Origin of the sequence: Bradyrhizobium sp. CB2312 (genome assembly GCF_029714425.1) — a bacterium.
GTDB lineage: Bacteria > Pseudomonadota > Alphaproteobacteria > Rhizobiales > Xanthobacteraceae > Bradyrhizobium.
The window spans coordinates 8,962,219-8,982,932 of sequence record NZ_CP121668.1 but is presented as its reverse complement, the minus strand read 5'-3'; the positions used below and the strand labels follow the sequence as shown (position 1 = coordinate 8,982,932).

18 protein-coding genes are annotated in these 20,714 nt (G+C 65.4%); 16 read left to right on the top strand and 2 right to left on the bottom strand.

Features of this window, described 5'->3' with window-relative positions; translation table 11 throughout:
* The first annotated feature begins 8 nt into the window (after positions 1 to 8).
* From QA642_RS42830 to QA642_RS42790, 9 genes are all read left to right on the top strand, one after another.
* Positions 9 to 1,049 (top strand): ABC transporter ATP-binding protein, encoded by a 1,041-nt coding sequence (locus QA642_RS42830; protein ID WP_283082187.1) that lies wholly within the window; start codon positions 9 to 11, stop codon positions 1,047 to 1,049.
* On the top strand, positions 1,046 to 1,921 hold the full coding sequence (locus QA642_RS42825; RefSeq protein ID WP_283082186.1) for an ABC transporter permease: 876 nt from the start codon (positions 1,046 to 1,048) through the stop codon (positions 1,919 to 1,921). Before QA642_RS42830 ends, QA642_RS42825 begins: the two co-directional genes overlap by 4 nt.
* A complete protein-coding gene (locus QA642_RS42820; protein WP_283082185.1) occupies positions 1,918 to 2,727 on the top strand; it encodes an ABC transporter permease in 810 nt (269 codons plus the stop codon). Before QA642_RS42825 ends, QA642_RS42820 begins: the two co-directional genes overlap by 4 nt.
* 8 nt (positions 2,728 to 2,735) lie before the next feature.
* Positions 2,736 to 3,872, top strand: a complete 1,137-nt coding sequence (locus tag QA642_RS42815) for an FAD-dependent oxidoreductase (protein WP_283082184.1) — start codon at positions 2,736 to 2,738, stop codon at positions 3,870 to 3,872.
* A 249-nt stretch (positions 3,873 to 4,121) separates the two neighbouring features.
* A complete protein-coding gene (locus QA642_RS42810) occupies positions 4,122 to 4,418 on the top strand; it encodes a (2Fe-2S)-binding protein (RefSeq protein ID WP_283082183.1) in 297 nt (98 codons plus the stop codon).
* A complete protein-coding gene (locus tag QA642_RS42805) occupies positions 4,415 to 5,833 on the top strand; it encodes an FAD-dependent oxidoreductase (protein WP_283082182.1) in 1,419 nt (472 codons plus the stop codon). The genes QA642_RS42810 and QA642_RS42805 overlap by 4 nt, the downstream gene beginning before the upstream one ends.
* On the top strand, positions 5,830 to 6,951 hold the full coding sequence (locus tag QA642_RS42800) for an FAD-dependent oxidoreductase (protein ID WP_283082181.1): 1,122 nt from the start codon (positions 5,830 to 5,832) through the stop codon (positions 6,949 to 6,951). The genes QA642_RS42805 and QA642_RS42800 overlap by 4 nt, the downstream gene beginning before the upstream one ends.
* A gap of 14 nt (positions 6,952 to 6,965) precedes the next feature.
* Positions 6,966 to 7,313, top strand: coding sequence for a RidA family protein (locus QA642_RS42795; RefSeq protein WP_018317734.1), 348 nt, complete (start codon positions 6,966 to 6,968; stop codon positions 7,311 to 7,313).
* A 164-nt stretch (positions 7,314 to 7,477) separates the two neighbouring features.
* The gene (locus QA642_RS42790; protein WP_283082180.1) at positions 7,478 to 9,094 is read left to right on the top strand and encodes an ABC-F family ATP-binding cassette domain-containing protein; all 1,617 of its coding nucleotides are present in this window, start codon (positions 7,478 to 7,480) and stop codon (positions 9,092 to 9,094) included.
* Positions 9,095 to 9,241: 147 nt separating this feature from the next.
* Here QA642_RS42790 and QA642_RS42785 read toward each other — a convergent pair whose 3' ends face one another.
* Entirely contained in the window at positions 9,242 to 10,576 is a 1,335-nt protein-coding gene (locus tag QA642_RS42785; RefSeq protein ID WP_283082179.1) for a dicarboxylate/amino acid:cation symporter, read from the bottom strand.
* Between the two features lie 156 nt (positions 10,577 to 10,732).
* Between QA642_RS42785 and QA642_RS42780 the strand changes: the two genes are divergently transcribed.
* Together QA642_RS42780 and QA642_RS42775 are read left to right on the top strand one after the other, a co-directional pair.
* On the top strand, positions 10,733 to 12,052 hold the full coding sequence (locus QA642_RS42780; protein ID WP_283082178.1) for a solute carrier family 23 protein: 1,320 nt from the start codon (positions 10,733 to 10,735) through the stop codon (positions 12,050 to 12,052).
* A 73-nt stretch (positions 12,053 to 12,125) separates the two neighbouring features.
* On the top strand, positions 12,126 to 12,962 hold the full coding sequence (locus QA642_RS42775) for a glucose 1-dehydrogenase (RefSeq protein ID WP_283082177.1): 837 nt from the start codon (positions 12,126 to 12,128) through the stop codon (positions 12,960 to 12,962).
* 29 nt (positions 12,963 to 12,991) lie between these two features.
* Here QA642_RS42775 and QA642_RS42770 read toward each other — a convergent pair whose 3' ends face one another.
* On the bottom strand, positions 12,992 to 14,128 hold the full coding sequence (locus QA642_RS42770; protein WP_283082176.1) for a helix-turn-helix transcriptional regulator: 1,137 nt from the start codon (positions 14,126 to 14,128) through the stop codon (positions 12,992 to 12,994).
* A gap of 618 nt (positions 14,129 to 14,746) precedes the next feature.
* On the opposite strand from QA642_RS42770, the gene QA642_RS42765 reads away from it, so the two are divergent.
* The 5 genes from QA642_RS42765 (at position 14,747) to QA642_RS42745 (ending at position 20,712) form a co-directional block, all read left to right on the top strand.
* Complete coding sequence (locus QA642_RS42765) at positions 14,747 to 15,739, top strand: YadA-like family protein (RefSeq protein ID WP_283082175.1); 993 nt, start codon at positions 14,747 to 14,749, stop codon at positions 15,737 to 15,739.
* A gap of 13 nt (positions 15,740 to 15,752) precedes the next feature.
* On the top strand, positions 15,753 to 16,364 hold the full coding sequence (locus tag QA642_RS42760) for a hypothetical protein (protein ID WP_283082174.1): 612 nt from the start codon (positions 15,753 to 15,755) through the stop codon (positions 16,362 to 16,364).
* 154 nt (positions 16,365 to 16,518) lie between these two features.
* Complete coding sequence (locus QA642_RS42755) at positions 16,519 to 17,631, top strand: helix-turn-helix transcriptional regulator (protein ID WP_283082173.1); 1,113 nt, start codon at positions 16,519 to 16,521, stop codon at positions 17,629 to 17,631.
* 37 nt (positions 17,632 to 17,668) lie between these two features.
* Positions 17,669 to 18,487, top strand: a complete 819-nt coding sequence (locus QA642_RS42750) for an NAD-dependent protein deacetylase (protein ID WP_283082172.1) — start codon at positions 17,669 to 17,671, stop codon at positions 18,485 to 18,487.
* Between the two features lie 140 nt (positions 18,488 to 18,627).
* A complete protein-coding gene (locus tag QA642_RS42745; RefSeq protein ID WP_283082171.1) occupies positions 18,628 to 20,712 on the top strand; it encodes a hydantoinase/oxoprolinase family protein in 2,085 nt (694 codons plus the stop codon).
* Positions 20,713 to 20,714: the final 2 nt, after the last annotated feature.

Below are 20,714 nucleotides of genomic sequence, written 5' to 3'. Positions count from 1 at the left end.
ACAACGTCATGGCTTATCTCGAGCTCGATCGGGTCGCCAAGCAGTTCGGCGCGCAGACTGTGGTCGACGACTTCAGCCTGTCGGTGGGGAAGGGGGAATTCATCTCCTTCCTCGGCCCGTCCGGCTGCGGCAAGACCACGACCTTGCAGATGATCGCGGGCTTCCTCGATCCCACGCGCGGCGCGATCCGCCTCGAGGGCAAGGACCTGACCGCGATCCATCCGGCCAAGCGTGGACTCGGGATCGTGTTCCAGAGCTATGCGCTGTTTCCGCATATGACCGCGGCGGAGAACGTCGCGTTCGGCCTGGAGATGCGAGGCGTGCCGCGCAGCGAGCGGGCCGAGCGCGTCCGTGCCGCGCTCGCGATGGTGGGCCTCGCCGGATACGAGGACCGCCATCCCCGCCGCATGTCCGGCGGCCAGCAGCAGCGCGTGGCGCTGGCGCGCGCGCTGGTGATCAAGCCGAGCGTGCTGCTGCTCGACGAGCCGCTGTCGAACCTCGACGCAAAACTGCGCGAGGAAATGCAGATCGAGCTGCGCCAGATCCAGCGCACCATCGGCACAACGACGATCCTCGTCACCCACGACCAGAACGAGGCGATGTCGCTGTCCGACCGCATCGTGGTGATGAGCCAGGGCAAGATCGAGCAGATCGGCACGCCACAAGAAACCTATGAGAAGCCGGCTTCGGCGTTCGTCTCGCAGTTTTTGGGCAAGACCAATGACTTTGCCGGGACGATCGACCGGACCGTCTCGCCGACGCAACTGATGGCGGGCTCCTGGCGTGCACCGGCGCCCGCCGGGTTTGGCGGTCCCGTGACCGTGAGCGTTCGCCCCGAAAGAATCGGCTTTGGCGACACAGGGCTCAGCGCAAAGATCATCACGCGTATCTTCCAGGGCAATCACTGGCTGTTCCAGTGCGACAGCGAATGCGGCCCGGCCATCGTGATCCGGCAGAATGACGGGAAAGCGCAGCCGGCCGAAGGCGACGCCGTTCGCCTGACCTGGCGGCCCGAGGACATGAGCGTGCGCGCGAGGGCCGGCGCATGAGCGCGGCCGCGGAGGAACGCAGCGCGCGTGCGCCGTGGGCGCTGACGGCGCCTGCTTTGATGCTGTTCGTCGGCGTGCTGCTCATTCCGCTCGCGATGACGGTGATGCTGTCGTTCCACGATTGGGGCCAGTACAAGGGCATCGAGCCGGTCTTCATCTTGAAGAACTGGCACGAGATCGCGACCGATCCCTATTACGCCGAAATGTTCTGGCGCACCTTTCGCATCGCCATCCTGACCACGCTGCTGACCGCCGTGCTCGGCGCCCCCGAGGCCTACATTCTCAATCGCATGAGCGGCCGCTGGAAGAGCTTCTTCCTGCTCGTCATTCTTGGACCGCTGCTGATCTCCGTGGTGGCGCGCACGCTCGGCTGGGCGCTGCTGTTCGGCGGCAACAACGGGCTCGTCAACAAGCTCTTGATGTCGCTCGGCGTGATCCGTTTCCCCATTCCCTTCATGTTCACCGAAACCGGCATGGTCGTCGCGCTCGCGCATGTGATGATGCCGTTCATGGTTCTCTCGGTGTGGGCCGCGCTGCAGCGGCTCGATCCGCAGATCGAGAATGCCGCGATGTCGCTTGGCGCCGGACCCGTGACCATCATCCGCCGCATCATCATGCCGCAGATCATGCCGGGCGTGCTGTCGGGCGCGATCATCGTATTTTCGCTCTCGGCCAGCGCCTTCGCGACACCGGCGATCATCGGCGGCCGCCGGCTCAAGGTCGCTGCGACGCTCGCCTATGACGAATTCCTCAACACGCTGAACTGGCCGCTTGGTGCCGCGGTCGCGACGCTGCTGCTGGTCGCGCTGGTGCTGATCGTCGTCGGCAGCAACGCGCTGATCGAGCGCCGCTATGCGGAGGTGTTCCGATGAGACGGAACGGACCGCTCGCGCTGATCTTCCACACCATCTTCGTCATCGTCATGGTGGCGCCGATCCTGGTGGTGTGCCTCGTCGCCTTCACGCCCGAGGGTTTTCTCTCGCTGCCGACCAACGGCTTCTCGCTGCGCTGGTTCAGGACCATCGCGAACTATCCCGAATTCATCCACGCCTTCTGGGTCAGCCTCGGGCTCGGCGCGCTGTCCTCTCTGATCGCGCTGCTGTTCGCGGTGCCGGCGGCGCTGGCGATCGCGCGCTATCGCTTCCGCGGCCGTGATGCGCTGGCGGCGCTGTTCCTGTCGCCGCTGATGATCCCGCATGTCGTGCTCGGCATCGCCTTCCTGCGCTTCTTCACCTCGGCTGGGCTCGGCGGCAGCTTTGCCGCGCTGATCATCGCGCATGTCATCATCGTGTTTCCGTTCGCGCTGCGGCTGACGCTTGCGGCGGCGACCGGCATGGACCTCTCGGTCGAGATGGCCGCGGTCTCGCTTGGCGCCGATGGCTGGACGCTGTTCCGCCGCGTGACCTTGCCGCTGATCCTGCCCGGCGTCATCAGCGGCTGGGCGCTCGCCTTCATCCAGTCCTTCGACGATCTCACCATGACCGTCTTCCTCGCGGCGCCCGGCACCGAGACGTTGCCGGTGCGCATGTTCCTTTACATCCAGGACAACATCGATCCGCTGGTGACGTCGGTCTCGGCCTGCGTGATCGCGATCACCATGACCGCCCTCATTCTGCTCGACCGCTTCTACGGGCTCGACCGCGTGCTCGCCGGCAAGGGTGGCGATACCGGACGATAGGAGAACCCATGTCCAGGGATTACGACGTCGCCGTGGTCGGCGGCGGTTTGCTCGGTTCCGCCATTGCCTGGGGCCTCGGCCGGCTCGGCAAGAGCGTGGCCGTGCTCGACGAAGGCGACATCACCAAGCGCGCCTCGCGCGCGAACTTTGCGCTGGTCTGGGTGCAGAGCAAGGGGCTCGGTATGCCCGCCTATACGGTTTGGACCGTGCAGGCCTCGCAAGCGTGGGGCCGGCTTGCGTCCGAGCTGAAGCAGCAGACGGGGCTCGATGTTGCCCTTCAGCAGAATGGCGGCTTTCACCTCACGCTCGGCGAGGACGAATTCGGTCAGCGCACCGAGCTCGTCAAGCGCATGCACAACCAGGTTGGCGCGGCCGACTACAAGATGGAGATGTTGCGGCCCTCCGAGATCAAGAAGGCGCTGCCGCTGATCGGGCCGGAGGTTTCCGGCGGCAGCTATTGCCCGCTCGACGGCCACGTCAATTCGCTGCGCACGTTCCGCGCCTTCCACACCGGCTTCAGGGCATTCGGTATCGACTATTTCCCGGAGCGTCCGGTCTCGGCGATCAGCAAGAGCGGCGGCGAATTCCGCTTGGCCACGCCGAAGGGCGAGCTGCGTGCCGCCAAGATCGTGCTTGCCGCGGGCAATGCAAACCAGGCGCTGGCGCCGATGGTCGGCCTCTACGCGCCGATGGGACCGACCCGCGGCCAGATCGTGGTGACCGAACGCACCATGCCGTTCCTGCCCCATCCCCTCACCACGATCCGCCAGACCGACGAGGGCACGGTGATGATCGGCGACAGCAAGGAAGACGAGCTCGACGAACGCACGATGAAGCCTTCGATCAGCGGCGTGATGGCCGATCGCGCCCAGCGCATGTTCCCGCATCTGTCGCGGCTCAACGTGGTCAGGAGCTGGGCCGGCATCCGCGTCATGCCGCAGGACGGCTTTCCGATCTACGACCAGTCGGAAACGCATCCCGGCGCATTCGTCGCCTGCTGCCATTCCGGCGTGACGCTCGCCTCCAACCATGCCTTCGAGATCGCGCGCATGGTGGCGCAGGGCGCGCTCGAGCCGGAGCTGGTCGGCGCGTTCTCCGCGAGCCGCTTTGGCGGCGCTGGCGCTGCGAACGACAGCGGCTACTGAGGTGCAAATGTCTGTGGTTGAATCGATGGCGGCCAGGAACTCGGATGACCTCTCCCATAGGGAGAGGTCGGAGCGCATCGTAAGATGCGGTCCGGGTGAGGGGTTACGGCCTCACCTCGTGCTGCGGCCCCTCACCCGGATTGCTTCGCAATCCGACCTCTCCCCGTCGGGGAGAGGTGAAGCGATAGCGGCGGCTCCCGATTTTCCCACGCTCCATCGAGTTTAGAAAAGGAGCCAAGAGGCATCCCCATGTTTAAGAGATCCGAACAGGACAAGCGTCCACAGGTGCAGATCTTAGTCGACGGCGTCGCCGTCGCGGCGCGCCAAGGCGACACCGTCTCTGCCGCGCTGCTGGCCTCTGGTGTTGACGCACGGCGCTCCACTGCGGTCAGCGGCGCGCCGCGTCTTCCCTACTGCATGATGGGCGTGTGCTTCGACTGCCTCGTCACCATCGACGGCGTCGGCAACCGCCAGGGCTGCCTCGTGCCCGTCGCCGAGGGCATGCAGATCGAGATCCAGAAGGGCAAGCGGGAGATCGGACGATGACTGTGGCTCCCAAGCGCGAAGACTACGACGTCGTGGTGATCGGTGCCGGCCCTGCTGGCCTCGCTGCTGCCGCGACCGCCGCTGAAGCAGGTCTTTCGACGCTGCTGCTCGACGAGAATATCGGCCCCGGTGGGCAGGTGTTCCGTGCCATCTCCTCGACGCCGGTGACCGACCGCAGTCAGCTTGGCGCCGACTATTGGGTCGGTGCAGATCTCGTGCAGTCGCTGCGCGCGAGCAATGCCGAGGTGATCCATCGCGCCACGGTCTGGAGCCTCGATCGCAATCTCGAGATCGCCGTCTCGATCGGCGGCGCGTCGGCCTTCGTCAAGGCAAAGCGCGTGATCCTCGCGACCGGTGCGCTGGAGCGGCCGTTTCCGATTCCCGGCTGGACGCTGCCGGGCGTGATGACCGCGGGTGCGGCGCAGACCATGCTGAAATCGTCGGCGCTGGTGCCCGATGGCCGCACCGTGATCGCCGGGCAGGGGCCGTTGCTCTGGCTGCTTGCCGCACAGATCCTCCGCCTCGGTGGCCGCATCGACCGCATTCTCGACACCACCGAACGCGGCAACTATTTCGCAGCGCTGCCGCACGCCTTCGCCTTCCTGACCTCGCCCTACTTTGCCAAGGGCCTATCGATGATGCGCGAGGTGAAGGCGAAGGTGCAGGTCGTCTCCGGCGTCACCGAGCTTGCTGCGGCCGGGGATGGCCAGCTCGCGAGCGTCAGCTACGTCGCTGGCGGCAAGCGCGAGACGATCCCTGCCGATCTGTTGCTGCTGCATCAGGGTGTCGTGCCCAACGTCAATCTGGCGATGGCGGCCGGTGTCGAACATCGCTGGGACGATCTGCAACTGTGCTGGTCGCCGGTGCTGGACGCGAGCGGCAATTCATCGGTCGCAGGCATTGCGATTGCCGGTGACGGCGCCGGCATTGGCGGTGCCAATGCCGCCGTGGTCCGCGGCCGCATCGCGGCCCGCGCGGCGGTGGACGCATTGGCGCCCGCGGCCGCGCCGAAGCTCCCCGCGACGGCAACGCTCCGCGCCGATCTCGCCAAGGCCGAACGTGGCCGCGTCTTCCTCGACACGCTGTTCCGCCCGTCATCGCAATTCCGGATTCCCTCCGGCGACACCATCGTCTGCCGCTGCGAGGAGGTCACCGCCAAGGACGTTCTCGATTCCGTCGCGATCGGCGCGACCGGGCCGAACCAGCTCAAGGCCTATCGTCGCACCGGCATGGGTCCCTGCCAGGGCCGGCTCTGCGGCCTCACCGTCACCGAGCTGATGGCGCAGGCGCGCGGCAAGACCCCGCAGGAGATCGGCTATTACCGGCTGCGTGCGCCGGTGAAGCCGATCACGCTCGCCGAGCTCGCCGCCGTCCCGAAGAGCGAGGCCGACGTCAAGGCCGTGGTGCGCGGATGAGCCAAAACGTGGATGCGATCGTCGTCGGCGGCGGCATCCACGGATGCTCGACGACGCTGCATCTGTGCCTCGCCGGCCTGAAGCCGGTGCTGATCGAGAAGGACTATGCCGGCCGCCATGCCTCCGGCGTCAATGCCGGCGGCGTGCGCCAGCTCGCGCGACACATTCCCGAAATTCCGCTGTCGATCCGCTCGATGGGAATTTGGGAGAAGATCAACGATCTCCTCGACGACGATTGCAGCTTCGAGAGCTATGGCCAGGTGCTCGTCGCCGAGAACGAGGAGGAGCTCGCCGTCTGCCGCGCGCGCGTCGCCGAGCTCAACGCGCTCGGTTTCACCCATGAAGAGCTGATCGACGCGGCCGAGCTGCGGCGCCTCGTGCCGGCCGTTGCCGAGACCTGTCCCGGCGGCGTGGTTTCGCGCCGCGACGGCGCGGCCAATCCGGCGCAGACGACGACCGCATTCCGGCGCAAGGCCCAGCAACTCGGCGCGACCGTGCGCGAAGGGATGGCCGCCAGCAACATCCGCTACAACGACGGCCTCTGGCATGTCGATGTGGGTTCGGAGAGCTTTGCCGCTCCGGTATTGGTCAATGCCGCCGGCGCCTGGGCCGGCAAGATCGCGGCGGATCTGGGAGAGCCGGTGCCGGTCGAGACCGTGGCGCCGATGCTGATGATCACATCGCGCGTGCCGCACTTCATCGACCCCGTCGTGATCCTGCGTGGCCGAAAGCTCTCCTTCAAGCAGTTCAAGAACGGCACCGTGCTGATCGGCGGCGGCCATCTCGCGACGCCCGACCAGGACCGCAACGAGACGGTGCTGGACTGGAAGAGCCTTGCGACCAGCGCGCAGACCGTGTTCGAACTGTTCCCGGTGATGCGCCGCGCGACGATCGTGCGTGCCTGGGCCGGTATCGAAGCAAAGATGAAGGACGATATCCCGGTATTCGGGCCGAGCTCCCGCCACAGGGGGCTCTATCACCAGTTCGGCTTCTCGCTGCACGGTCTCCAGCTCGGCCCCGGCGCCGGCGCCGTGATGGCGGAGCTGATCGTCAATGGCGGCACGCAGACCCGCGTCAGCGATCTCGGCATCGACCGCTTCCATCCTTCCACGCTCTAGCCAAAGAGGACTTCATGAGCATCACCCGCAGCATCCGCACGCCCATCATGCACCGCGCCGTCGAGGCCAACGGCTTCGTCTTCCTCGGCGGCACCATCGCCGACGACACCTCGGTCTCGATGGGCGAGCAGACCCGCAACATCCTCGGCAAGATCGCCGGCTATCTGAAGGAGGCCGGCACCGACAAGTCGCGCGTCGTCAGCGCCTCGATCTTCGTCACGGACCTTTCGAAGAAGAAGGAGATGGACGCGGCCTGGACCGAGTTCTTCGGCGACAATCTGCCCACCCGCGCCACCGTCGGCGTCGCCGATCTCGGCGGCAGTGCGCTGATCGAGGTGGTGGTCACCGCGCTCAAGGGCTGATCGCAATTTTTCGACGAGGGACGTCAGCGCCCGGCGCTGCCGTCCCCGCGACTTGATCTCGCCCGATTGCGAGGCTAGTAAGAGACTTCATCGATCAGGATATTCGAAAGCCATGGATTTCACCCCGACCGCAAAGCCCATCCGCCTTGCTCACGGGGAATTCCATGCCTGCTTCAATCATCCTGTCGAACCTGTCGCTGTCCACGCCTGACGGCCGTTCTCTTCTCTCGAGCATCGATCTGACATTCGCGGCCGAGCGGACCGGTCTCGTCGGCCGCAACGGCGTCGGAAAAACGACGCTGCTTGCCTCGATCTCCGGGGACCATGTTCCCCAGTCCGGGCGTGTCCTGACCAAGGGCAGCATCGGCTTGCTGCGACAGGACGTGCAGGTCCTTGCGAGCGCGACCGTGGCCGATCTGTTCGGTGTGCGGCAGGCACTGGAGCTGCTGCGCCGTGCCGAGCGGGGTGATGCTTCTGCCGACGAAATTGCTGCGATCGACTGGACGCTCGAAGCGCGGCTCGAGGCCGCACTGGCGCGCGTCGGGTTCGATCCATCTCCCGATACGGAGCTGTCCTGCCTGTCCGGCGGCCAGATCACGCGGGTTCGTCTCGCCGCGCTGTTGTTTGCCGAGCCCGACTTCCTCCTGCTGGACGAGCCGACCAACAATCTCGATCGGGACGGACGCAAGGCCGTGACCGATCTCCTCGCCGCCTGGCGCGGCGGTGCGATCGTCGTCAGCCACGATCGGGATTTGCTTGAAACCATGGATGCGATCGTTGAGCTGAGGTCGCTGGGCGCCACGACATACGGCGGCAACTGGAGCAGTTTTCGCGCACAGAAGTCCGTCGAGCTGGCTGCGGCGAGGCACGACCTCGCGCACGCCGAGAGGCGTCTGTCCGAGATCGATGGCAAGGCGCAGGAAGCTGCGGAGAGGAAGGCGCGCAAGGACAGCGGCGGCCGGAAGAAGGGCGCGAAGGGAGACATGCCGCGGATACTCGCCGGCGCGCGCCAGGACCGCAGTGAGGATAGCGGCGGCAGGAATGCGCAAATCGCCGAGCGGCGGCGCGTGGAGGCCGTTGAGGCCGTCGACACGGCACGCCGGCGCATCGAGATTCTTCAGCCGCTGTCCGTCCAATTGCCCGCGACGAACCTGCCGGCGGGCAGGGAGGTGCTTTCGCTCGACCGCATCAGCGCCGGCTACCGGCCGGAGCGGCCGGTTTTGCGCGATCTCTCATTTGCCATCATCGGGCCGGAACGTGCCGCGCTGCTCGGGCCGAACGGCTCCGGCAAGACGACGCTGCTGAGAGTCATCGCCGGCGAGCTGCGCCCGTTCTCGGGCGCCGTGCGGGTCAGGCCGGACGTCGCGTTGCTCGACCAGAAGGCCAGCCTGCTCGATCCCTCGATCTCCATCCTGGAGAATTTCGGGCGCCTCAATCCGAAGGCCGGCACGAATCAATGCCATGCCGCCCTGGCCCGCTTCATGTTTCGCGCCGACGCGGCCTTGCAGATCGTTGGAAACCTGAGCGGCGGCCAGCTGCTTCGCGCGGGACTTGCTTGCGTGCTCGGTGGGGTGACGGCACCATCCCTGCTGATCCTGGACGAGCCGACCAATCATCTCGACATCGAGTCCATCGAAGCTGTCGAAGCAGGCTTGAGAGCCTATGATGGCGCGCTGCTCGTCGTCAGTCATGATGAGGCGTTCTTGCAGGCGATCGGGGTCACGCGGCGGCTTGACCTCGCGGGCGAGCGTGAATCCAGGCGCCCGTCATTCGACCAATAAAAACCCGACGCCCTGCCCCCAGCGCGTCGGGTGGAAAATGAGTATCAATCAGTGATCCCAACGCCACTGTTGTGACGCGCGCCGTGACCTTTTTCTACTCCGGGAAACTACCGCGTCGGAGCAGGGGCGAGCCCGGCCCGGTGCGGCCTACGATGCCGCGCTGCCGCCCGGCTCCAGCGCCTCGCCGATCTCCAGCGGATGGGCCATGGTCTCGTGCAGCGCCTCGCGGTCGAGCTCGCCTTCGGAGATGCTGATGACGACGCAGGCGACGCCGTTGCCGATCAGATTGGTCAGCGCGCGGCACTCGCTCATGAACTTGTCGATGCCGACCAGGATCGCGATCGACTGGATCGGGATGTCAGGCACGATCGAGAGCGTCGCTGCAAGCGTGATGAAGCCGGCACCGGTCACGCCCGAGGCGCCCTTCGAGGTGATCATGGCGATGCCGAGAATGCCGAGCTCCTGCCAGATCGTCAGATGGGTGTTGGTCGCCTGCGCCAGGAACAGCGTCGCCAGCGTCATGTAGATGTTGGTGCCGTCCAGGTTGAAGCTGTAGCCGGTCGGTATCACGAGGCCGACCACCGAGCGCGAGGCGCCGAGATGCTCCATCTTCTGGATCATCTGCGGCAGCACCGTCTCGGACGACGAGGTGCCGAGCACGATCAGGAGCTCGTCCTTGATGTAGGCGATGAAGCGCAGGATCGAGAAGCCGGCAAGGCGGGCGATCGAGCCCAGCACGATCAGCACGAACAGGATGCTGGTGAGATAGAACGTGCCGATCAGGGCGGCGAGGTTGAGCAGCGAGCCGAGGCCGTAGGCGCCGACGGTGAAGGCCATCGCGCCGAAGGCGCCGATCGGCGCCACGCGCACGATGATGCGGATGATGCCGAAGAACATCTTCGCCGCCTTGTCGATCGCCTCGGCAATGGGCTCGCCGGCCTTGCCGAGGAAGGCGATGGCGAAGCCCGAGAGGATCGAGATCAGCAGCACCTGGAGCAGGTCGCCGCGCGCGATCGCGCCGACATAGCTGTCGGGAATGATCGCCATCAGATGGGCGACGATGCCCTCTTCCTTGGCCTTGGTGACGTAGGTCGCCACCGATTTCGGATCGATCGACGCCGGGTCGATGTTGAAGCCGTGGCCGGGCTGGAGGATCTCGCCGACCAGGAGGCCGACGGCGAGCGCGACGGTCGAGACCGTCTCGAAATAGATCAGCGACTTCAGTCCGACCCGGCCGACGCGCTTGAGGTCGCCCATCGAGGAGATGCCGTGCACCACGGTGCAGAAGATCACCGGCGCGATCATCATCTTGATCAGCGCGATGAAACCGTCGCCGAGCGGCTTCAAGGCCTTGCCGAGATCGGGATAGAAATAGCCGATCAGCACCCCGAGCACGATCGCGATCAGCACCTGGACGTAGAGGATCTTGTACCAGGGCTGATGCCGGCGATGGACGGCTGGCTGGATCGCGACTTGTGTCATATTGTGGGCCCCGGGACGCATTGATTTTGCAAGATTTGAGTCGGGCAAGATTTGAATCTTGTATGTCCTGCATCATGTGATGGGCGCCGCAGAAGCGACAATCACATTTTTGTCGGATCGCACGAAGATCAGTCGCTGCACCGCAACGGGGGGAACATGACAACGACGGCAAGCTCTGACGAGCAAGGGCAGGGCTATTTCCCGCGCTGGAAACTCAAGACCTCGGGCGTGATCATGCCCGAGGAGCGGCTGTCATGGGGCCAGACCGTCGTCTCAGGTCTCCAGCATTGCGTCGCGATGTCGGGTTCGACGATCATCGCACCGTTGCTGATGGGGTTCGATCCCAATGTTGCGATCCTGTTCTCCGGCATCGGCACGCTGATCTTCTTCGTCATCGTCGCGGGACGCGTGCCGAGTTATCTCGGCTCGAGCTTCGCGTTCATCGCCGTCGTCCTTGCCGCCACCGGCTATGCCGGCCATGGGCCGAACCCGAATATCTCCGTTGCGCTGGGCGGCATCGTCGGCGCCGGCGTGCTCTATGGCGTGATCGCGCTGATCGTGATGTGGTCGGGCGTCGGCTGGCTCGAGCGCCTGATGCCGCCGGCCGTCACCGGCGCCGTGGTCGCCGCGATCGGCCTCAACCTCGCGCCCGTGGCGGTCAAGGCGGTGAGCGCTGGCGCATTCGACACCTGGATCGGCCTTGCGACCGTGCTGATGATTGGCGTGGTGGCCGTTGCGGCTCCCGGCCTGTGGCGCCGTCTGCCGATCATCCTCGGGGCGATCGGCGGATATCTCTTGTACCTGCTGTTCGCGAACGGTCTCGGCTTCGGCAAGCCGATCGATTTTGCGCAACTTGCGGCCGCGCCGTGGATCGGCCTGCCGAGCTTCACCACGCCGACGTTCCAGGCCGATGCGATCTTCCTGATCGCGCCGGTCGCGGTCATCCTCGTCGCCGAGAACCTCGGTCACATCAAGGCCGTGGGCGCTATGACGGGCCGGAGCCTCGATGCCTATCTCGGCCGCGCTTTGTTCGCCGACAGCCTTGCGACGATCGTCGCGGCCTGCGGCGGCGGCACCGGCGTCACCACCTATGCCGAGAACATCGGTGTCATGGCGGCGACGAAGGTCTATTCGACCTTGCTGTTTGCGTTCGCGGCCACGGTGTCGATCCTGCTCGGCTTCTCGCCGAAATTCGGCGCGCTGATCCTGTCGATCCCGGGCCCCGTCATCGGCGGCCTCTCGATCGTGCTGTTCGGCTTGATCGCGGCGATGGCCGGGCGGATCTGGGTCGAGAACAAGGTCGACTTTGCAAATCCGGCGAATCTGATCACCGTTGCCGTGGCGCTGACCGCGGGCGCCGGCGACCTCACGCTGAAATTCGGCGCCTTCACGATCGGCGGCATCGGCACTGCGACCTTCGGCGCCATCATCCTCTACCAGATCCTGACCTCGCCCCTCGCGCGCCGCGCGGAATGAATCCCAGAGATGCGCTGACGGGATGGAACAAAAAGCCTGTTCCATCCATGATGAAGCATCCCGGAGAAAGCTCATGCCACAGACCGACCGCTCACCCCCTTTTGCTTCGCGCCTCGTCGGCCAATACGCGCTGGTGACCGGCGCCTCGCAAGGCATCGGCCGCGCCGTTGCCTTTCGGCTCGCCCAGGAGGGCGCGACCGTCGCCATCAATTATGCCGACCATCCCGAAAAGGCTGAAGAGTCGCTGGCGCTGGCACGAACGGCTTCGAGCGACCGCGGTCACGGCAAGCTCGATCATATCGTCGTCAAGGCCGACGTCAGCAACGAGCAGGAGGTCGCTGCGATGTTCGAGACGGTTTTGGCGCGCTTCAAGCGCCTCGACTGTCTGGTCAACAATGCCGGCTTCCAGCGGGAATCGCCGAGCGAAGCGCTCGACATCGACACCTATCGCCGCATCATCGACGTCAATCTCAACGGCGCCGTGCTCTGCGCGCAGAAGGCGCTCGCGCATTTCGTCGCGCGCGGTGGCGGCGGCAGCATCATCAACTGCTCCAGCGTTCACCAGATCATTCCCAAGCCCGGCTATCTCGCTTATTCAATCAGCAAGGGCGGCATGGCCAATCTGACGCGCACGCTCGCGCTGGAATTCGCCGGCCGCGGCATCCGCGTCAACGCGGTCGGCCCCGGCGCGATCGACACGCCGATCAACGCGGCCTGGACCGGCGATCCCGAAAAGCGAGGCGTGGTCACCAGCCACATTCCGCTCGGCCGGGTCGGCACGCCGGAGGAGATCGCCGCCGTGTTCGCCTTCCTCGCCTCGGACGAAGCGAGCTACATCACCGGGCAGACCATCTACGCCTGCGGAGGCCTGACGCTGTTTCCGGAATTCCGCGAGAACTGGGCAAGCTAATGCGTGGGCGGACCAGCTTCCGCTGAAGATCAATCGGTCGCCGGCCGTTCGAAGCCGGCAATCAGCTTTACCAGTTCGCTCTGCCGCGCGGTGCCGGTCTTGCGGAAAACGTTATGCAGGTGGGTTTTCACCGTCGCCTGCGACAACCCGAGGAGATCGGCCAAAGCCTGCACACCGCTCACCTTCATGATGCCGTCGAGCACGCGGATTTCGCTGGCTGTGAGGCTGTACAGCTTTCCCAGCGCTTCCAGCGGCGGCGGGCTGGCCGGCGATGTCTTGCGAACGAACACCGCCGCCACCGCCGAATGCAGCGCGCCGGCCCGCTGGCGGTCGCCTGCCGTCAGAGGCAAGACATGCGCGAACCAGCGGCGCGAGGGCGAATCCGAAAGCGGTATCGCTGCGCCACGGCTTCCAGCCGCCAGGTCGCCGCTCTCGGCCGCGACCACGAGCTCGCGGAGCAAGCGCTGTGCGTCGGGCGCGACCGCCGCCAACGCTCCTCGCCGCTCATGCAGCAGCGCGCCCTCGTCGAGCATGGTGCGCGCCAGCTCATTCACAAAGACGATCCGGCCGTTCAGCCCCAACAGGAAGATGGCGGCCTCGACATTGTCGAGCGTTTCAGTGAGGACCGCCTGTGCCGTCTTGCGCTGGTCGAACAGCCGGCCAATCGCGACCGCGCGCTGAAAATGCGGCACGAGCAGTGCCGCCTGCTGCCTCACCGCGTCGTCGACGATCCCGTGGGTTTCGTCCCTGCGGATATTGAGCACGGAAGAGCTCGTCGTACCCTTTTCCAGGTTGACGCAGACGACATCGGTGATCCCCTGCGGCTGGACCCACTCCCGGTGGAAGCGTGTATCGAATAGCTCTGCTTCGGGAACGATGTCGGTCGGCGTGTAGATCAATCCGGATTCGATGAAGGTTGCGGCTGGGAATACGGGATTCATCGGCATGTATTTCTCGAAATACAGCCGCGTGTAGTGCGGATCGTCGTTGAACAGATGGAGCGCGGCCGAACTTTCACTGGCGACATCATGCCAATACAGCACGGCCGAAGAGCCGCCGATGAAATTGCAGGAGCGCTCCAGCGCCCGCAGCCACAAGGTCGGATCAAGTGCCGCGTCGTAGATATCGCCGATCAAATCCGAGAGCGTCGAGGCTTCAGACGTCACGGCCAACCCAAACTGTATCGAACATGCATTCCCGGTATTCTCGGCACTTGCGCCTGACTGCGGCAGCAAACAGCCCACCGCAGATCGCTTGCACGACTATTGCAGAATGTATTTGAAGTTCAAGGCGGCGCGATCGTGATTATTGGAATGTCGGAGCTTCCCGCCATCTCTTGGCGATTATGCGGATGATTGATGCTTTCCGATGCCATTCAGCAACACTCCGAAAAAAGGAAGATGCCGCCGGCCAAGTTCAACCGAACGGTTGATGTCCGGCCTATTGCCCTGGCCCACAGTCGCGCTCGGTCGCCGGTTGGAAGCTGCGGCGTCGTGGAGTTGTGAGCGCAAATGCCTCGTCCTTTTCATCATGGCCCTGTCAGATCTGTCGCGAGCGATGCTCGAATCTTAAGCATCGCGATCGCCGCGATAGCGTTTGTCGCGGCTGTGGCGCTCGCCGGTTCGGCCTCGGCCCAACAGACTTGCGGCAGCGGAGTTGCAATCGCTACGCGCGATCTCGCGTGTGGTAACGGCGCAGTCGCTAACGGCACGTCCGGCGGCACCGGTGTAGGCGCGACGGCGATCGGCACCGCCGCCGGCGCGATTGCAGCCGGAGCCACTTCGGTGGGAGATGCCGCAGGCATAGGGAGCACCATCGGCACCACGAGTATCGGCGCAAACGCCAATACCAGTCTGTTTCCAGTCGGTCAGTACAGCACCGCGATCGGCTCCGGGGTGATCACCGGAGGCGTAAACTACGCGCCCATGTCGAGAGGAAACTATAGCGTCGCGATCGGGGCTGGCGGCGACGGAACGGCCGGCACGGGCGCGCAATCCAACGGCGACAAATCGATTGCGATCGGCCTTAGCAGCACCGCGGCGGCGGTGTCCTCGACGGCCATTGGGAGCGGAGCCACCGCCAGCGCCACGAACGCCGTCGCCCTGGGCAACACGGTCACCGCGTCAGGCACCAATTCCTTCGCGGCGGGCAATAACTCCCATGCCACCGGGGCGAGTGCCGTCGCGATCGGCGATGGTGCCACCGCCGGAACCGGCGCGAATGCAATTGCAATCGGGACCAACGCCACCGCGAGCCTTGCGAACTCCACCGCTATCGGATCCGGCGCCACCGCGACAACGGCGAATCAGATGGCGATCGGCACGGCGACCAACACCTATCGTATGGCCGGTGTGGCGTCCGCAGCGAGCCTCGCCGCGCAGACCGGACCGGTCTCCTTCGTGACCACCGACGCGGCCGGCAATCTCGCGACGTCGAGCTTCAATCCGGCGAGCATCAACTCGCTGCAATCGCAGTTCACATCGCTGCAATCCCAGATGACATCGTTGCAGTCGCAGGTGATGGACAATCGGCTGGAGGCGCGTAGCGGCACGGCAGTGGCGCTCGCGGCCGGCTCGATGCCGGCGCTGCAACCGGGCCGCAAATTCGCGCTCTCGGCCGGCTACGGCAATTTCGAGGGCGCCAACGCGTTTGCGCTCGGTGCCACCGCGCTGCTCTATGACGGCAAGAGCTATGCGGTCATCGCCAATGCCGGCGGCGGCATCGGGCTCGAGCGCAACGTTGCCGGTGGCCGCGGTGCCGTGTCGATCCAGTGGTAGGCAGCGTGCGGTCATGGCGCTGCGCTGGTTGAATGCTGGACTTGGTCTTCCGATCGTTGGGCTCTTGATCCTCGGCGTGGTGACGACATCGGCGCAGCAAACGTCGCCCCAGCCGCATCCGACGCCGCAGGCACAGGCGGCCAAGCCCGCGAATATCGATCGTAATGGCGTGCTGATGCTGATCCGCTCGACGCTGGTTGCGCTCGATCACGCCAACAAGACCGGGAATTATACCGTGCTGCGCGATCTCGGCGCGCCGGGCTTCCAGGTCAACACCGCAGCAAAACTTGCGGAGATCTTCGCCAAGCAGCGCGGCGACAAGCTCGATCTCTCTGGCGTGACCGTCATCGATCCGCAATTGTCGTTGTTGCCGCAGATCGAGCCGAACGGAATGCTGCACATGGCAGGATTTTTCCCGTCGGTGCCCTCGCAGGTGAATTTCGAACTGCTGTTCGCACCGGTCGAAGGACAATGGCGCGTGTTCGGCGTGTCGCTGTTGGTCGGCCAGACCGCGCCGGTTGCGCCCGAGCCGCCGGAGAGCAAGGCCGTCGCCTCGCAGAAGCAGGCTGCGCCGTCGAAGCCGGTGGGGCCTTCGAGACAGCCCGCTCCGACTGCGACGCAATGAGGGCCGGATGCGGCTTGCACGAGGATCAAGCAAGGCGATCGCCGTGCGACGTTTTGCTTTCGTCGCAAAACTTATGGTAGCGTGGTACTGAAGGCGCAAATGCCCTGCATGTCGTTTGGAATGATGAAGGTTGGTCGTGGCGTCTGAATCCGCTTTGCTGTCGGAGCTGATCGGTCTTGTCTACGACGCCGCGCTTGATCCCGCCCTGTGGCCGCGTGCTCTGGAGCAGACGTGCCGGTTCGTGGGCGGTTCTTCAGGAAACTTGTTCTGGCACGACGCGGCGACCGAAGAGTCCGCGGTGCTGCATCTCTTCAACGACGAACCGCACTACACCAAGCTCTATTTCGAGAAATACATTCCTCTAAATCCGTGTTTTCCAGCGGCCGCTTTCTGCGACGCCGGTCACGTCTATGGATCCACCGATCTCGTCCCGTTCGACGAGATGGTGGAGACACGCTTCTACGAAGAATGGATGAAGCCGCAGGGCATCATCGACCTCGTCGCTGCCAATCTTGAAAAGGGCGCGACCAGTTCGTCCATCATTGCCGTCCGCATGCATGAAAGCGATGGACTTGTCGATACGGACAACCGCCGCCGGCTTGGGTTGATCGTACCGCACTTCCAGCGCGCGGTATCGATTGGGCGGTTGTTCGATCAGAGCAAGTCCGCGCAGGCGGTCCTGACCCAAACACTCGACAACGTCTCGGCCGCCGTGTTCCTGGTCGGGCCCAACGGACGGCTCGTCTTCACCAACGCGCCGGGGCGCGCGGTGCTGGACGAGGCCGCACTGCTCACCGAAAGAAACGGACTGTTGTTCGCCGTTGCACCCGATGCGCAACGCGCGCTGCGCGAAGCGTGTCTCGCCGCCGAGAACGGCAACGCGGCAATGGACGGTGGCGGCCCGATTCCGCTCGCGACCTTGCAAGGGGGCTGGTTCGCCAATGTCCTGCCGCTGACCTCCGGCAACCGGCAGCGCACCGTCGCGCTGCATTCCGCGGTGGCTGCCGTCTTCGTCCGCAGGACCTCGCCGGCAAGCCCGCCGCCGCTGGAGGCGTTGGCAAAGATGTATAAGCTCACGGCCAGCGAGATCCGCGTGATCGACGCGGTGATGAAGGTGAGCGGGGTGAAAGCTCTGGCGGAGGCCCTCGGGCTGACGCAGGCCACCGTCAAGACCCATCTCCACAACGTCTTCCGCAAGACCGGCACCGCCCGGCAGAGCGAGCTTGTCAAGCTGATCGCCGGGGTCGAGCCGCCGGCGCGGGAGTGATCTGGCAAAAACGGTCGGCGCAGACTACATCTGCGCCATGACAATCCCTCCGGCAAATTCCCCGCTCGAAGATTTCGTCGGCCGGCACGACAATCTGTTCGTGCTGACCGGCGCCGGCTGCAGCACCAATTCGGGCATTCCCGACTACCGCGACAGGCATGGCAATTGGAAGCGGACCCAGCCGGTCAATTTCCAGGCCTTCATGTCGGAGGAGCACACGCGCCAGCGCTACTGGGCGCGAAGCATGATCGGCTGGCGCCGGTTCGGCCAGGCGAAGCCGAACGATGCGCATCATGCGCTGGCCCGGCTCGAGGCGAGCGGCCGCTGCGGCATGCTGCTGACCCAGAATGTCGACCGGCTGCATCAATCCGCCGGCCACCGGCAGGTGATCGATCTGCACGGCCGGCTCGACCTCGTCCGCTGCATGGGCTGCGGGGCGAAGACGCAGCGCAGCGAATTCCAGGACAGGCTCGGCCGCGTCAATGCCGAATGGCTGACGCTCGATGCCGCCGATGCGCCCGATGGCGATGCCGACCTGGAGCACGCGAACTTTTCGTCGTTCAGCGTGCCTCCCTGTGAGGCCTGCGGCGGCATCCTCAAGCCCGACGTGGTGTTCTTCGGCGAGAACGTCCCCCGCGACATCGTCGCCACCGCGCAGGATCATCTGGCGCAGGCTGACGCCATGCTGATCGTCGGCTCCTCGCTGATGGTCTATTCCGGCTTCCGCTTCGTGCAGGCGGCGGCGCAGCGCAACATTCCGATCGCCGCCGTCAATCTCGGCCGCACCCGCGCCGACGATCTGCTGACGCTCAAGGTCGAGGAGCGCTGCGAAGCGGCGCTTGCATTCCTGCTCTGATCGCGCAGGCGGCGAACATGCCTTGCCTATTGCATAGGTGCCAAGCAGAATAGCCGGGCGCGGCGTTCTCCTCGTCGTCCATGGCATGGAAATTGCTGCGCTTTTGGTCCACTCTTGACGATCAGCCGGAGAAGTTTGGAATGCTTGAAGGAGCCGAGGTGCGGCTTGCCGTTGATATCGGCGGCACGTTCACCGACATCGTGCTGGACGTGGGGCAGGATCGCAAGACGCGCAAGGTGCTGACGACGCCGCAGCGGCCCGAGCAGGCGGTGCTGGAGGGCATGCGGCTTATTCTCACTGACGCGCGCGCCCATATCAGCGACATCGACGTCTTCATTCACGGCACGACGCTGGCGACCAACGCCATCATCGAGCGGCGCGGCGCCAGGACAGCGCTGATCGCGACCGACGGCTTTCGCGACGTGCTCGATATCGGCACCGAGAGCCGCTACGACCAGTATGATCTCTCAATCGACAAGCCGAAGCCGCTGGCGCCGCGTTCGCTGCGTTTCACTGTCCCCGAGCGTATTGACGCCCATGGCGTCGTCCGCCTCCCGCTGGACGAAGCGGCCGTGCGCGCACTCGCGCCGAAATTGCGCGAGCAAGGCGTCCAGAGCGTCGCGATAGCCTTCCTCCACTCCTATGCCAATCCCGAGCATGAGCGCCGCGCCGCTGCGATCATCAGCGAAGAGATGCCAGGCATCTCCGTGACGGTGTCTTCTGCCGTTTGCCCGGAAATCCGCGAATATGAGCGCACCTCGACCGCGGTCGCCAACGCCTATGTGCAGCCGTTGATCGACGGCTATCTCGCCCGCATGGCCGATGCCTTGCAGGTCGAGCAGTTCCGCGGTGCCATCTATCTCGTGACGTCAGGCGGCGGCGTCACCTCGATCGAGACGGCGCGGCGCTTTCCGGTGCGCCTCGTCGAATCCGGCCCGGCCGGCGGCGCCATCTTCGCGGCGCAGATCGCGGCGCGTCTTGGCGAGAGCAAGGTGCTCTCCTTCGACATGGGCGGCACCACGGCAAAGATCTGCCTGATCGAAAAGTATCAGCCCGAGACCTCGCGCGTGTTCGAGGTCGACCGCGCGGCGCGCTTCCTGAAGGGCTCGGGCCTGCCGGTGCGCATCCCCGTGATCGAGATGGTCGAGATCGGCGCCGGCGGCGGCTCGATCGCGCATATCGACGCGATGAAACGCGTCACCGTCGGCCCGGAGAGCGCCTCGTCGGAGCCGGGCCCTGCCTGCTACGGCCGCGGCGGCCAGCGTCCGGCCGTGACGGATGCGGACGTTGCGCTCGGCATGATCGATCCCGATGCCTTTGCGGGCGGCACGATCAAGCTCGATCCCGAACTGTCGAAGCAGGCGCTGCTGCGCGACGTCGGCGCGCCGCTCGGCCTTTCCGCGGAGACCGCGGCCTATGCCGTGCACGAGGTCGTCTGCGAAAACATGGCGAGCGCGGCGCGCGTGCACGCGGTCGAGCGCGGCGAGATCGTCGGCCAGCACACGCTGATCGCCTTTGGCGGAGCGGCACCGCTGCATGCGGCGCGCGTGGCCGAGAAGATCGGCGTCTCCCGCGTGATCGTGCCGTCGAATGCCGGCGTCGGCTCGGCGGTCGGATTCCTCGCAGCTCCCATCGCCTATGAGCTGGTGCGAAGCCGCCATGTCCGGCTCGACGATTTCGATACCGAAGCGGTCTCCGACCTCTTGCAGGAGATGGTGAGCGAAGCCCGCGCGCTGGTCGAGCCCGGCGCGGCCGGTGCGCCGGTGCGCGAGCGCCGCGCCGCCTTCATGCGCTATGTCGGCCAGGGCCACGAGATCAGCGTCGAGCTGCCGAACCGGCCGCTGACGTCAGCCGACCTTGCTGGCCTGCGCCAGAAGTTCGAGGCGGATTATTCCGCGATGTTCGAGCGCCCGATCCCGGGCGCAGCGATCGAGGTGTTGAGCTGGTCGGTGCTCGCAACTACCGAAGCGCGCAATCCGTCGCCCGTTGCCGCCATTGCGCGCAAACCCGCGGCCAAGGCGTCCGGCAGTCGGAAATTCTTCGACGGCCGCGCCGGCGAGGTGATCGAGATCCCGCTCTATCGCCGCGAGGACATGGCGCCGGGCGCGACGATCGCGGGCCCTGCCGTGATCGCGGAGGACGAGACCTCCACCTTCGTCTCCACCAGTTTTGACGCCCATATCGACGGTGCCGGCAGCATCGTCATGGAACGGAAGGCAGCCTGATC

Excerpts from the sequence above, each read along its gene's own strand:
- QA642_RS42750 (WP_283082172.1), top strand. The coding sequence starts at position 17,669 with ATGACAATCCCTCCGGCAAATTCCCCGCTCGAAGATTTCGTCGGCCGG.
- QA642_RS42805 (WP_283082182.1), top strand. The coding sequence starts at position 4,415 with ATGACTGTGGCTCCCAAGCGCGAAGACTACGACGTCGTGGTGATCGGT.
- QA642_RS42785 (WP_283082179.1), bottom strand. The coding sequence starts at position 10,576 with ATGACACAAGTCGCGATCCAGCCAGCCGTCCATCGCCGGCATCAGCCC.
- QA642_RS42820 (WP_283082185.1), top strand. The coding sequence starts at position 1,918 with ATGAGACGGAACGGACCGCTCGCGCTGATCTTCCACACCATCTTCGTC.
- QA642_RS42790 (WP_283082180.1), top strand. The coding sequence starts at position 7,478 with ATGCCTGCTTCAATCATCCTGTCGAACCTGTCGCTGTCCACGCCTGAC.
- QA642_RS42810 (WP_283082183.1), top strand. The coding sequence starts at position 4,122 with ATGTTTAAGAGATCCGAACAGGACAAGCGTCCACAGGTGCAGATCTTA.
- QA642_RS42795 (WP_018317734.1), top strand. The coding sequence starts at position 6,966 with ATGAGCATCACCCGCAGCATCCGCACGCCCATCATGCACCGCGCCGTC.
- QA642_RS42815 (WP_283082184.1), top strand. The coding sequence starts at position 2,736 with ATGTCCAGGGATTACGACGTCGCCGTGGTCGGCGGCGGTTTGCTCGGT.
- QA642_RS42825 (WP_283082186.1), top strand. The coding sequence starts at position 1,046 with ATGAGCGCGGCCGCGGAGGAACGCAGCGCGCGTGCGCCGTGGGCGCTG.
- QA642_RS42830 (WP_283082187.1), top strand. The coding sequence starts at position 9 with ATGGCTTATCTCGAGCTCGATCGGGTCGCCAAGCAGTTCGGCGCGCAG.
- QA642_RS42780 (WP_283082178.1), top strand. The coding sequence starts at position 10,733 with ATGACAACGACGGCAAGCTCTGACGAGCAAGGGCAGGGCTATTTCCCG.
- QA642_RS42800 (WP_283082181.1), top strand. The coding sequence starts at position 5,830 with ATGAGCCAAAACGTGGATGCGATCGTCGTCGGCGGCGGCATCCACGGA.
- QA642_RS42760 (WP_283082174.1), top strand. The coding sequence starts at position 15,753 with ATGGCGCTGCGCTGGTTGAATGCTGGACTTGGTCTTCCGATCGTTGGG.
- QA642_RS42775 (WP_283082177.1), top strand. The coding sequence starts at position 12,126 with ATGCCACAGACCGACCGCTCACCCCCTTTTGCTTCGCGCCTCGTCGGC.
- QA642_RS42745 (WP_283082171.1), top strand. The coding sequence starts at position 18,628 with ATGCTTGAAGGAGCCGAGGTGCGGCTTGCCGTTGATATCGGCGGCACG.